This is a genomic window from Kitasatospora sp. NPDC057223 (assembly GCF_042669755.1).
Lineage (GTDB): Bacteria > Actinomycetota > Actinomycetes > Streptomycetales > Streptomycetaceae > Kitasatospora.
Window position 1 is genome coordinate 58,978 of sequence record NZ_JBHUWW010000015.1, and the last position, 12,439, is coordinate 71,416.

12 protein-coding genes are annotated in these 12,439 nt (G+C 73.8%); 4 read left to right on the plus strand and 8 right to left on the minus strand.

Annotated elements, in window-relative coordinates:
• Positions 1-252: 252 nt before the first annotated feature.
• The 3 genes from ACFUK0_RS08835 to rpe all read right to left on the minus strand — a co-directional run bounded on the left by ACFUK0_RS08835 (position 253) and on the right by rpe (position 3,063).
• Positions 253-1,212 carry a pirin family protein gene (locus ACFUK0_RS08835; protein ID WP_380247678.1) on the minus strand — a complete coding sequence of 320 codons (960 nt, stop codon included), beginning with the start codon at positions 1,210-1,212 and terminating at the stop codon, positions 253-255.
• Between the two features lie 116 nt (positions 1,213-1,328).
• Positions 1,329-2,294: an alpha/beta hydrolase gene (locus tag ACFUK0_RS08840; protein WP_380247679.1), complete on the minus strand. Its 966-nt coding sequence runs from the start codon at positions 2,292-2,294 to the stop codon at positions 1,329-1,331.
• A gap of 85 nt (positions 2,295-2,379) precedes the next feature.
• A complete protein-coding gene (gene rpe / locus ACFUK0_RS08845; protein ID WP_380247681.1) occupies positions 2,380-3,063 on the minus strand; it encodes a ribulose-phosphate 3-epimerase in 684 nt (227 codons plus the stop codon).
• 178 nt (positions 3,064-3,241) lie between these two features.
• Here rpe and ACFUK0_RS08850 point away from each other — a divergent pair, with 178 nt between their 5' ends.
• Positions 3,242-4,099: a hypothetical protein gene (locus tag ACFUK0_RS08850; RefSeq protein ID WP_380247683.1), complete on the plus strand. Its 858-nt coding sequence runs from the start codon at positions 3,242-3,244 to the stop codon at positions 4,097-4,099.
• A gap of 3 nt (positions 4,100-4,102) precedes the next feature.
• Here the strand turns inward: ACFUK0_RS08850 and ACFUK0_RS08855 are convergent, their stop codons facing one another.
• Positions 4,103-4,831, minus strand: a complete 729-nt coding sequence (locus ACFUK0_RS08855) for a C39 family peptidase (RefSeq protein WP_380247685.1) — start codon at positions 4,829-4,831, stop codon at positions 4,103-4,105.
• 95 nt (positions 4,832-4,926) lie between these two features.
• Positions 4,927-5,898: an aldo/keto reductase gene (locus ACFUK0_RS08860; RefSeq protein ID WP_380247687.1), complete on the minus strand. Its 972-nt coding sequence runs from the start codon at positions 5,896-5,898 to the stop codon at positions 4,927-4,929.
• Positions 5,899-6,421: 523 nt separating this feature from the next.
• Between ACFUK0_RS08860 and ACFUK0_RS08865 the strand changes: the two genes are divergently transcribed.
• On the plus strand, positions 6,422-7,219 hold the full coding sequence (locus ACFUK0_RS08865; protein WP_380247688.1) for a serine/threonine protein kinase: 798 nt from the start codon (positions 6,422-6,424) through the stop codon (positions 7,217-7,219).
• A 40-nt stretch (positions 7,220-7,259) separates the two neighbouring features.
• The gene (locus tag ACFUK0_RS08870) at positions 7,260-8,804 is read left to right on the plus strand and encodes a protein kinase (protein ID WP_380247690.1); all 1,545 of its coding nucleotides are present in this window, start codon (positions 7,260-7,262) and stop codon (positions 8,802-8,804) included.
• Between the two features lie 111 nt (positions 8,805-8,915).
• On the opposite strand, the gene ACFUK0_RS08875 is transcribed toward ACFUK0_RS08870, so the two are convergent.
• Together ACFUK0_RS08875 and ACFUK0_RS08880 are read right to left on the minus strand one after the other, a co-directional pair.
• Entirely contained in the window at positions 8,916-9,278 is a 363-nt protein-coding gene (locus ACFUK0_RS08875) for a hypothetical protein (RefSeq protein ID WP_380247691.1), read from the minus strand.
• A gap of 173 nt (positions 9,279-9,451) precedes the next feature.
• Complete coding sequence (locus ACFUK0_RS08880; RefSeq protein ID WP_380247693.1) at positions 9,452-10,261, minus strand: alpha/beta hydrolase; 810 nt, start codon at positions 10,259-10,261, stop codon at positions 9,452-9,454.
• Positions 10,262-10,431: 170 nt separating this feature from the next.
• Between ACFUK0_RS08880 and ACFUK0_RS08885 the strand changes: the two genes are divergently transcribed.
• A complete protein-coding gene (locus tag ACFUK0_RS08885; protein ID WP_380247695.1) occupies positions 10,432-11,607 on the plus strand; it encodes a PP2C family protein-serine/threonine phosphatase in 1,176 nt (391 codons plus the stop codon).
• Positions 11,608-11,859: 252 nt separating this feature from the next.
• Here ACFUK0_RS08885 and ACFUK0_RS08890 read toward each other — a convergent pair whose 3' ends face one another.
• Positions 11,860-12,261 carry a transglycosylase SLT domain-containing protein gene (locus tag ACFUK0_RS08890; RefSeq protein ID WP_380247697.1) on the minus strand — a complete coding sequence of 134 codons (402 nt, stop codon included), beginning with the start codon at positions 12,259-12,261 and terminating at the stop codon, positions 11,860-11,862.
• Positions 12,262-12,439: the final 178 nt, after the last annotated feature.

The following is a 12,439-nucleotide window of genomic DNA, read 5'->3' on the forward strand; positions in this document are numbered from 1 at the left end:
GGTAGGTCCACACAGCGGCCAAGATCCAAAATCTCGAGTTGTCGATCTGGCGGACAGTCAGAAAAGGTCAGCAAAAGGTCAGCATAGGAATCACTAGACCCTGCCACAGACGACCAAACCTGAGACTCGCACCCCGCCTCCATACCGCCCCCCAGCGGTCCAGCGGGCTACCCAGGTGGCGAGCCGACGGCTGCCGCTGTCCGCCGCCAGCAGTGCCTCGGTAAGCCCCACTCCGAAACACATAAGCCCAGGTCAGCGCGCTCGGCCCCGTGGTTTCAGGGGCATGGCGGGCATCTCGGGAGCAGCCAGTCGAGCTCCGTCGTAGCCGTGCACATCACCGAACCTGGCCCCTTCCATCCACGCCGAACGTGCCTGTACGATCTCCTCACTGGATCGTCCGATGAAGTTCCACCACATCACGATCTTCTCGTCGAACGGCTCGCCGCCGAGCAGCAGCACGGCGCTGTCCGTCCTTGCGAGGAGCGGGAGTTCGCGGCGGCCGCAGCCGAGGTAGAGCATCGAGCCGGGCTCGACCCGGACGCCGTCCACGTCGACGCTGCCGCTCATCGCCAGGACCGCGTACTCGAAGTCGCTCTCCAGTGGCAGCCGCAGGTCGGCGCCGGCGGTGAGGGCCAGGTCGGCGCCGACCAGGGGGGTGTGGGCGGTGCCGGGTGAGGTGGCGCCGTCGAGGGTCCCCATGATGACGGTGGCGTGCAGGCCGGGGGCGCTGACGGTCGGCAGGCCCGCGTGGTGTTCGAAGGCGGGGGCGGTGTTGCGGTGGCCGTCGGGGAGGGCGACCCAGAGTTGCGCGCCGTGCAGCAGGCGGGCGTGTTCGCGGGGCGACTCCTCGGAGTGGGAGATCGCCCGGCCCGAGGTCATCAGGCCCAGTTCGTAGGGCCGGACGGTCTGCAGGCTGCCCAGGCTGTCGCGATGCAGGATTTCGCCGTCGTGCAGCCAGCTGACGGTCTGCAGTCCCATGTGCGGGTGCGGCGGGACCTGCATGCCGGGCTCGCCGGCGATGTCGTCGGGCCCGTAGTGGTCGACGAAGCACCAGGCGCCGACCATCCGCCGGCCGAGGTTGGGCAGCAGCCGGCGTACTTCGGTGCTCTCGCCGAGGCGGACCTGCCGACCGGTCAGCAGCTCCTTGACCGGGCCGCTGACGGCCTCGCCTCCGCAGCGGGTCGGGGACGGCTTGAGATCGAGGTTGCTCATGCCGCCCACCCTACGGGTCGGGGCGCGGGCCGTGCCGGAGGCCGGTTCGGTCTGCCCCGCAAGCACGCGGCGATCGACAAGCCGCCCGGAGCGGGTACTGAGCGGCGCAGGCCGGATCAGGCGGGCAGGCCGACGAGTGCGTTGCCGAGGAAGGCGATGGTGTCGGGCATGACCCGGCGCCAGAAGCCCGCATCGTGCTCGCCGCGCGGGAAGTGGGCCTGGGCGGCGCGGGCGGCCAGGCCGCGGGCGGCCTCGCAGAAGGGGTCCTCGGTGCCGCACCACACGCCGAGCGGGCTGCCGTGCGGCTGGTCAAGGTGCAGCAGCGGCTCGTGTTCGCGCCAGTCCGCCTCGTCGCGGAAGACCTCGACGGCCCGGGCGGCCGGCCAGTCGCGGAACAGGGCCGGGCTGAGCAGGGCCACCGGTCCGAAGCGGGCGCCCCGGTTGCGCGCGTAGCGGAGCGTGCCGGAGCCGCCCATCGAGATGCCCATCGCACCGGCCGGGGTGCGCAGCCCCTGCCCGGCCAGCCAGCCGGGCACCTCGTCGAGCAGCATCCTCTGCGGGTCGTCGCTGCCGGTGAGGTGCCAGTAGGTGGCGTCGCCGCCGTCGACCGCGACCAGTGCGAACGGGGGTATTCCGGCCGCGACGGCCTCCGCGAGGAACTGCGGCAGGCCGGTGTCCACCATGGTCTGCGCGTCGGCGCCGCGCCCGTGCAAAGCGAGGCAGACCGGCAGGTCACCGGGGCGGGCGGCGCCCGGCGGGAGCATGGTGATCAACTGCACGGTGGCGCCGCGCGCCTGCGAGCGGAGCCTCTCGACGTGCACCGGTCCGGGGACGATCGGCGGCAGGCTGCCGTCCGGGCCGGTCAGTCCGAGTGCCCGGCGCAGCCGGACGCCGCCGGGCAGCAGGTCCTCGGCCATCGCCACGCCCGCTCCGGCGCCGGCCAGGGCGAGGCCGCCGGCCGCGGCGGCGAACCGCAGCAGCGTCCGTCTGCCGACCCGGCGCGCCGGCGCGCTCGCCTCGTCCCCGCCGCTCTCCCCGTGACCGGCCCTGCGGCCGTCCCCGTGGCTCTCCCCGTGACTCACAGCAGTGTCCCCTCCGACGGTGAGGCACCAACTGTAGGGGCGGGCGGCGCGACGGCACGCGCCGCCCGGACGACCCGATGCACCGTCAGTGGGCGCAGGCCCAGGAGGCGGTGGCGGTGGCCGTCTCGGCCTGGGCACGCAGGGCGCGGACGGCCTCGGCGGGGTCGGCGGCGCCGTAGACGGCGGAGCCGGCCACGAAGACGTCGGCGCCGGCCTCGGCGCAGCGCTCGATGGTGGACTCCGACACGCCGCCGTCGACCTGGAGCCAGAGGTCCAGGCCGTACTTGGAGATCAGCTCCCGGGTGCGGCGGATCTTGGGCAGCATGATGTCGAGGAAGGCCTGGCCGCCGAAGCCGGGCTCGACGGTCATGATCAGCAGCATGTCCAGCTCGGGCAGCAGGTCCTCGTACGGCTCGATCGGCGTGCCCGGCTTGAGCGCCATCGACGCGCGGGCGCCCTTGGCGCGGATCTCGCGGGCGAGCCGGACGGGGGCGGCGGCGGCCTCGACGTGGAAGGTGACGGAGCCGGCTCCGGCCTCGACGTACTGCGGGGCCCAGCGGTCCGGGTCCTCGATCATCAGGTGGCAGTCGAGCGGGGTGCGGGTGGCGCGGGCGAGGGACTCGACGACCGGGACGCCGAGCGTCAGGTTGGGCACGAAGTGGTTGTCCATCACATCGACGTGCAGCCAGTCCGCACCCCGGACGGACTCCGCCTCCTCGGCCAGGCGCGCGAAGTCGGCCGACAGGATGCTGGGGTTGATCTGCGCCATTTCCGATGCCTTCACAGCTGGACGTGGGTGCCGGGATCGGCCACCTCGGCCACATCATCCCCCGGCCCGGCGGCCGGAAGTGAACAGTGATACACGCCCGTGACCCGCATCACACCGGTTGCGCGATAGCGTTCTGGCCGCCGTGGTCCGTCCCCGTCCCTCCGAGGAAGGTCTTCCGATGGCCGAGCTGGTCCATCCCGCCCGCGCGTTGTGGTGGCTCTTCGAGCCGGTGCACGCCGTCACCTACTTCTCGCCCGAAGGGCGGGCCGCGTACGAGGCCGCGGGCCTGCGCGGCGGCTGGCGCGGCTACTTCGCCGGCCGCGCGGCGCCGCTCGGCCCGGTGGACGCACCGCCGGTGACCGCCGCGTTCTTCAACTTCGCGCCCAGCATGGTCGAGCGGGCACTGCCGGACGTCTGGAGCCGGGCCACCCCGGAGGCCGCCCTGGCGGCCCGGACGGCCGGTGCGACGGCCGCGTTGGAGCGGCTGCTGGAGCACGTCAAGCCGGACCGGATCGAGCGGGCGGTGATCCGGCTGGAGCGGGCCGTCGCCGGCCTGGACTGCGCGGGCCGGGTGCTGGCCGCCGCGAACGCCGCCCTGCCGCACCCCGAGGGCATGCTCGCCCGGCTCTGGCACGCCACCACGGTGATGCGCGAGCACCGCGGCGACGGTCATGTCGCGGCCCTGGTGGGCGCCGGGCTCGACGGCTGCGAGGCACTGGTGGTGCGATGTTCCCTGGATGCCCAGCGTGAGGTGCTGCAGCCCTACCGCGGCTGGACGGACAAGGAGTGGGAGGCGGCGACCGCGCGGCTGGTGGAGCGCGGCTGGCTGACCGCCGAGGGCACCGTCACGGAGTGGGGCCGGATCCGCCACCAGACCCTCGAAGCGGCCACCGACCTCGCGGCGGCGCGGGTCTGGGAAGGCTACCCGCGGGCCGAACTGGACCGGCTGGTCGCCGACCTCAAGCCCATCTCGACGCTCTGCCGCACGGCCCTGCCGCCCATCAACCCGATCGGGCTGCCCGCGACCACCGGCTGAGCGTCAGACCCCGGCCGGCCCTCCGGCTGCCGCGTCGGCCACCGGTTCAGTCACCGGTTCGGCCACGGGTTCGGCCACGGGACCAGCCGCCGACCCGGCCGCCGACCCGTGCGGTCCGAGGACGATGCCGCGGCCCGCGTAGAAGCGCGGCAGGTCCGTCCAGGGGACGCGGGCGAACTCCTGCGACTCGCCCGCGAACCCGGACGGGTTGTGGATCACCAGGTCGTCGGCCGTGGCACCGACCGCGAGCACCAGGTGCCCGCCCCGGCGGACGGGCTCGGGGCCCAGGGTGCGGACGGCCGGGTGCACCGAGATCATCACCAGCCGGCCCCGCGCCAGGTACCCGGGCAGGTCCTCGGCGGGCAGGTCCGGCCGGGACTCGGCGGCCAGCCCCCACCGCTCGCTCGCGTACGCGGCGAACGGGGCGTGGATCAGCCCGTCCAGCCGCTCGCCTCGGCGGACGTACGCACCCGCGTCCAGACATTCACCCGCAAGGGTGACGGGCGGCGGCGCGACACCCCACCAGAAGTCGAGCGCCATCCGCAGGCAGGCCACTCCGCACAACCGCCACGACCAGTACTCGTACTCCTCGGGCGTCGCCGCCCCCGACTGCCCCCAGAGGGGGTCGTCGGCAGCGCTCAGCAGTCCCCCGATGATCTCCCGGACTAGCCCGGGAGACTCCCACTGCGCGTAGTAGGGCACCTGGTGGATGGTCTCCGAGCCGCTCGTCATGGCCCCGACCCTGCCACAGGGCGGCGCGGCCGTCCCGTCGAGCCGCCGCGGGGCGGTGCCCGGGCGGTACGGACCGCCCGGGCACCCGGCGCGTCCTACCAGGCGTAGTCCTCCGGCGCGGTGCGGTGGCCGGGGAAGATCTCGTCGAGGCGGTCGAGGGTCTTCTGGTCGAGCGTCACGTCCAGGGCGCGGACGGCCGCGTGCAGCTGGTCGAGCGTGCGCGGGCCGACGATCGGGGCGGTGACGGCCGGGCGGGAGAGCAGCCAGGCGAGGGCGATGTCGCCCGGCTCGTGACCGAGCTCGGCGGCGAAGTCCTCGTACGCCTGGATCTGCTCGCGCTTCGCGGCGATCGTCTCGGCCGCCCGCCCGGAGCTGCGGCGCACGCCCTCGCGCTCCTTGCGCAGCACGCCGCCGAGCAGGCCGCCGTGCAGGGGCGACCAGGGGATCAGGCCGAGGCCGTAGTGCTGGGCGGCCGGGACGACCTCCAGCTCGACGGTGCGCTCCAGCAGGTTGTAGATCGACTGCTCGCTGGTGAGGCCGAGGAAGTTCCGGGCCTTCGCGCTCTCCTGGGCCTGGGCGATGTGCCAGCCGGCGAAGTTGCTGGAGCCGACGTAGACGATCTTGCCCTGGGCGACCAGCACCTCCATCGCCTGCCAGATCTCCTCCCAGGGAGTCGCCCGGTCGACGTGGTGCATCTGGTACAGGTCGATGTAGTCGGTCTGCAGGCGGCGCAGGCTGGCGTCGACGGCGCGCCGGATGTTGAGCGCGGAGAGCTTGCCCTCGTTGGGCCACTCGCCCATGTCCCCGTACAGCTTGGTGGCGAGGACGGTCCGCTCGCGGCGGCCGCCGCCCTGCGCGAACCAGCTGCCGATGATCTCTTCGGTGCGGCCCTTGTTCTCGGCCCAGCCGTAGACGTTGGCGGTGTCGAAGAAGTTGATGCCCTGCTCGTGGGCGGTGTCCATGATCTTGTGGGCGTCGGCCTCTTCGGTGTGCGGACCGAAGTTCATGGTGCCCAGGCAGAGGCGGGAGACGGTCAGGCCGGTACGGCCGAGGTGGGTGAACTCCATGGTCCACCACCCTCTGCCGCTCCGGCCCGTTTGTCCAGCATCGGCCCCCGGCGTCTCACCATGGGGCCCGGTCAGCGCCCGTCGGCGGCGAACTTCCGTACCGCGAGCGGCCGGAAGACCGCCCGGAGCAGCACGCACCGCGCCAGGCGGGCCGGTCAGGGCGAGGAAGACGTCGTCAGGCGGAACCCGGCGCCCACCTGCACGCCGCGGCCACCAGCGACCGGTTCCCCGATCTGGCCCGGACCTTCGCCGAGGGGGCGCACCCGTCGACCCCGAGACGGTGTTCGCCCGGTCACTGCACCGGGTCATCGCGGCGATGCTCACGCCGCCGCCCCCCTGACACCCCGGACCCCTGCCGACCCGGAGAGCCGCAGAGCATCACCATGTGTCACCACTCGACTCCGCAGCGCGTACGATACTGCGTGTACGTCGCAGGGTGCCAGCCACCGGTGCCGCGCGACACGCACGTTCGGCACCGGGCCGCGCCGCAGGGCCGCGCACCGCAGGAAGGGGCCCGCCACGCATGGACACGGTCATCGTGCAGCTGCCCGAAGGCACCCGCCCCCGGCCCGGCGACGGCCCCGCGACGCCCCGGCTGCTGCACCTGGGGCCGGGCGAGAGCGCCGAGTTCGGACGCGGCTCCCCCGGCAGTCCGGCCGCCATCGCGCTGGACGACCAGGGTGTGTCACGCCGCGCGGGCGAGCTGACCGCCGCCGAGGACTACTGGCGGCTGTCCAACTTCAGCACGTCCGCCACCTACGTGGTCGAGAACCTCGAAGGAGCCGGCGAGCACGTCAAGGTCGCACCCGGACGCCTCGGCGCTCCGGTGCCGTTCGAGTTCGCGCGGGTGGTGCTGCCCGCACTCGGCGGCGCCACCCACTTCAAGGTCTTCGCACCCCAACACGCCTACCTGGACGGCACATCGGGGCCCTGCTCCGGCGAACACACGGTGAGCCCGTTCGCCCTGGACCCGACCTCCAAGTACTTCCTCGTCCTGCTCGCCCTGTGCGAGCCGAGGCTGCGGGCGGCCTCCGCGGCCGTCCCCGGCGCGACCGAGGTGACCGAGCGGCTGCGCGACCTGCCCGACTGCGCCGGGCTGACCCGGTCCGCCGTCAACTACCACATCGACTACCTGGCGGACACCAAGCTCCGGCTCCGCGACGGCGGCGCGACGGCGGACGTGCCCCGGCCGAGCGGGCACAAGCGGGAGGAACTCGTCGCGCTCGCCCTGCGGTTCGACCTCGTCCGGGAGGAGCACCTCGCACTGCTCCCGGCCGGCCGGGGCCACCCCGGCCGCAACCGGCCCGGCCCCACCGGCTGACCCCGCACCACCGCACCACCGGACGCTCCGAGAGGCCGCGATGACCCTGGACGACGGCGAGCCGCCCGCGCTCGACCTGCCGGCCGGCCTCGTCGTGGCCGGAACCCGGATCACCGGGCTGATCGGAGCCGGGAGTTGGGGAACGGTCTACGCGGCCGAGCGGATCGACGACGGCGCGCCGGTCGCCGTCAAGCTCCTGCGGCCCGACCTGCTGACCCCGGGCCGGCGCAGCACGATGGCCGAACTGGTCGCCCGCGAGGTGCGCTTCAGCCGCCAGGCCGACCACCCGCACCTCATCCGCACCTTCACCACCTCCACCCTGCACGATCCGGACGATCCCCGGCTCGACGGGGCCGTGGTGCTGGTGATGGAACGCGCCGCCGGCAGCCTCCAGGATCTGCTCACCTCCGCCGTGCCCCCGACGCCGGTGCCGGAGGCGGAGCGGCTGCTCGCCGAGGTCTGCACCGGCCTCGCCCACATGCACCGGCACGGCTGGGTGCACGGCGACCTCAAGGGCGCCAACATCCTGCTGATGGCCGACGGCACCGTCCGGCTCGCCGACTTCGGGCTCACCGCCCAACTCGACGGCACGCACGCCTACATCCCGCCGCTCGGCTCGCTCGACCACGTGCCGCCGGAGTGGTGGTCGCAGCGGGCGGACAGCCGGGGAGTGCCGCTACGGCCGAGTGCGGACATCTGGGCCTTCGGCGTCCTCGCCCACCAGCTCCTCACCGGCGGACTGCACCCCTTTCTGGGCGCGACCGCCCGCGCCAGGTCGCTCGCCGCGCAGTCCTACGCCTGCGGGGCGGCGCCACTGCGACTGGACGACGGAGTCCCCGGGCCGTGGCGGGCACTCGTCACCGAGTGCCTGGCCGCCGACCCGGCCGTCCGCGGCCGGCTGGACGCGACCGGGCTGGCGGCCCGGGTGCGGGCCCTCGACACGGCCGCAGACACGGCCCCCGACACGGCCCCCGCCCGGCTCCGGCGCACGCAGCGGCGCACCGTCGCCCTGGCCGCCGGGGCCTCGGCGTTCGTCCTCGCCCTGGCCGGCGGCGCCGTCGCGGTGCTGCGGGTCTCCGGGTCCGGGGGCTCCCCGCCGCCCCCGCCGGTGGCGGTCACCGCGCCGGGCGCGGTCCCCGAAGACTCCGACGTCCCCCGCGAGTTGCGCGAGGTCATCACCCGCACGGCCCGGCAGTGCCCGGAGCCGGAGGTGACGCCGGCACTGCTGGCGGCCATGCTCAAGGCCGAGAGCGGCTTCGACCCGGCCGCCGCCCGGCCGCAGTCCCAGGAGTACGGCATCGCGATGTGGACGCCCGCGGTCTTCAACGCCTGGGCGCAGGACGGCGACAGCGACGGCGACAAGGACTACATGTCCCCGCCCGACGCGATCGTCAGCATGGGCAACTACGTCTGCTGGCTCGACCAGCAGCTCAAGCGCCGGGGTATGACCGAGCACCTGCCCGCGCTGGTCGTCGCCGGCTACCGCACCAGCGACAAGACCGTCGCCGATGCCGGCGACGTACCGGAGCGCGTCCGGCCGCATGTCGACAAGGTGATGAATTACCTCGATCAGTACACACGTTGACGCGGGCCGCCGTCCCGCAGGAGGCGACCCGCGCCAGGACCGTGGCCGCGGGCCCAGAAGCACGGCAGGCTCCACGGGCCGACCGGCAAAGCGGCCGGTTGGCCGGCCTACTCAGCAGGTCGGCAGCCCCGGCACCGGCTCGTCGTTGCCGCCGCCCGAGAGGTAGATGACGTTCACCCAGACACCGCGGTTGCCGCTGTCGTCGTCGGTCTTCGCGTACCACTTGTTGTGGTAGGCGCCGTCGGACATCTCCGAGCCGACGGCCTGGCAGTAGAAGTAGTTGACACCGGCGTTGAGCGTGCCGGCCCGGACGTTGCCGCTGAAGAACGTGGGAGCGGTCTTCCACACGTTGCAGTTGTACGTTCCGTTGCCGTTGTCCGAACAGCCCCCGGCCGCGTCGGCCGAGGTCGCGGTGAGACCCAGGGTGGTGACCCCCAGGACGGCCGCGGCGCCGGCCAGAGCAAGCTTGCGCACAGCGAACATGGTTCTCCTCAATGATGGCGAGTGATGTCCTTCGCGGTTACGCACTGTGTTACTGGAACCACAGTGCGTCCACGACCAGAGAACCAGTACGCTTCCCCGCCCGGTACCTGACACCTGTCAGGGCCGACTCCGAGCTGCCGGCCTGCGGTCCCCCGGCCCCCGCGCTACCCCAGCGCGTACGGCAACACGACCCGCACGAACTCGGCCGGCTCCACCACGTGCGGCTCACGGCCGCCGCCCCCGTAGACGTGCCGCTCCGCCTTCGGCAGCGCCAGGTCGATCGTGTCCAGCGCCCCGGTGCGCTCCGGACCGCCGTCGTCGCTCTGGGTCAGCAGCACCGTCTCCGTGAAGCCGCCGAGGGCGTCCAGGTCCAGGTCGTAGGCGTCCGGGTCCCGGAGCTCGTCCAGGAACGTCGGCGCGTTGCGGATGTACGCGTGCCGCAGCGGGGCGGGCAGCTTCGACCACGCTCCGGGGCCGAAGGTCACCGTCTCCACGAACAGCTCGGCCGCCGCCGCGGTCTCTCCCCGCTCCAGCAGCGTCCGCACCGGCGCGACCCGCGCGACCGCGGCGTCCGCGACCCGCCGCCGGTCCGGGTCGGACGCGAGCAGCCCGATCGCCGGCGGCTCGTGCGCCGCGATCCCCCGCACCAGATCCGGCCGGGCCACCGCCAGCCGGAGCGCGACCATCGCCCCGTACAGCGTCCCGACGACGAACGCCGGCGCCAGCCGCAGCCCCTCGATGAGGCCCGCCAGATCGGCGGCGTCCTCGTGCACCGACCCCTGGGTCAGCACTTCCTCACTTCGGCCGTGCCCCCGCCGGTCGTACGCCACGACCTTGCACTCCGCCGCGAGCCCCGGCAGCACACGCTCCCACGAATCGGCGTCCACCCACGACCCGTGCACCAGCACCACACTCGGCCCCGTACCCCGGACCTCGTGGTACAGCGCAACCCCGTTCGCCCTGAGCATGGCCATCGCAGACCTCCGCACCTCGGTCCCGCTCCGCCCCACCCCACCAGCCTGGCACAACCTCCGCCGGAGCGGATCTCCGGCGGACGGCCCCGCGGCGGACGGCATCCGCACCAGGACAGCGGGCGGCATTCGCGCCAGGGCAAGGGGGCGGCAGCTGTGCCTAGAGTGGAGCCATGGCGCAGACGCGTGGCGCAGCCGCCCGGGCCGCGGGGGTGCTCCGGTGGCGGCCCCGTCCGGGGAGCCGGACGTGGGCCTGGTGGTTGCCGGTCCTCCTGGTTCCGCTGGCCGTGCTGATCGACCTCGCCTTCCGGAGCCGTGAACCGCTGAGCTTCGTGCTGGTCGGCGTGCCGCCGCTGGCAGCCGCCACCCGCAGCCCCCGGGGGACCGCCCTGGCCACCGCGATCTGCGTGCTGCTGGAGATGTGGATGGCGTCCCGGCTGCCCGGCCACCTCACCGAGCAGCACCACGTGGCCCTGTACCTTGCGACCGTGCTGATCGGGATGGCGAGCGTCCTGCTCGCCCGGCAGCGGGTCCGGGCCGAGGCCCACCTGATCGAGGCCCGGTCGGTGGCCGAGGCGGTGCAGCTCACACTGCTGCGCCCGGTACCGGAGCGGGTCGGGCCGTTACGGGCGGCCGGGTTCTACGAGGCCGGCGAGGGCGGCGCGCTGGTCGGTGGTGATCTCTACGACCTGTGCGAGACACCGTTCGGCGTCCGGGTGCTCATCGGCGACGTCCGCGGCAAGGGCCTGGACGCCGTCCAGACGGTGTCCGCCGTCCTCGGCGCTTTCCGGGTCTCCGCGCACGAGTGGGCCGACCTGGGAAAGCTGGCCGAGCGGCTGGAGCTCAGCATCGCGCGCAACTCGGGCCGGGCGGCGGGCGACGCCGAGCTGTTCGTCACGGCCCTGCTGCTGGAGTTCCCCACCGGCACGGGCGAGGTGCGGATCGTCGACCGCGGTCACCCCGCCCCCGTCCTGGTCGGACGGGCCGGCACCCGCCTGCTCCGGACCTCGCCGTCGCTGCCGCTGGGCCTGGGCGAACTCTGCCCCGCGGAGTCCGAGGTGACCACGCACACGTTCGATCCCGGCGACGTGCTCGTCCTCTACACCGACGGCGTGAGCGAGGCCCGCAACGGTGACGGCACCTTCTACCCCCTGCTGGACCGCCTGGCCGAGCGCTTCGACGGGCGGATGGCGGGCGGACCGGAGACGGTCGCGTCCTTCGTCCGGGCCGACGCCGACCTCTGGTCGGCCGGGTCCGAGGGCGGCACCGAGGGCGGCACCGACGACCGGGCCGTCCTCACCCTGGCCCTGCCGGGGGCGCCCGACCACCCGGGGACGAAGCGGCTCTGAGACGACGACGAGGGCCGCCTTCCCGGATGCGGGAAGACGGCCCTCGAAGGGTGTGCGGGCGGAGCCCAGCCGGAAGTACGGCCGGCAGAGCCTCGCCCGGACGGCCGGACGGCCGGAAGGGCCTCGACCGGAAGTACGGCGGGAGGGGCCCGGCGCACGAGTCGCGCGCCGGGCCCCTCCGCCTTCGCCCCGGGGCCCCTGTCCGACGCCGGGGCGCCGCGGTGGTGGCTCGGTCGGGACAGGCCTGTCGGCTTAGTACCAGTGGTGGGTCTGCCAGAACGCCCAGGCGGCGTTCGGGCTGCCGTAGCGCTCGTTCATGTAGTTCAGGCCCCACTTGATCTGGGTGGCCGGGTTGGTCTTCCAGTCGGCGCCGGCCGAGGCCATCTTGGAGCCGGGGAGCGCCTGGACGAGGCCGTACGCACCGGAGGAGGCGTTGGTCGCGGTGACGTTCCAGCTGCTCTCGTGGGCGACGATCTTGTTGAACGACGCGAGCTGGCCGGCCGGCACGATCTTCGCGGCCAGTGCCTGCGCGGTGGAGGCGGGGGTGGCCGCGTTGGCCATGGTGGGGGCCACGACGGTGCCGAGGGTGGCGATACCGGCGGCGGAGGCGAGCAGAGCGGCCGAAGCACGCAGGCGGGTGGAGAAGATGCGCATGGGGAAGCAGGTCCTCAATCGTTTGGCTGCGCTTCCGTCCGCGGTGTCCGCCGAGCCGGACAGGGGCTCGGGCGGTCGGGACGGGGCGCTGGGCACCCGCACTGGGCGGGGCCGGCGGACGAGTTCCGCAGCGGGACAGGTGCTGCGGTCTCTGGCGACTCCGCAATTGTTAGCGGGC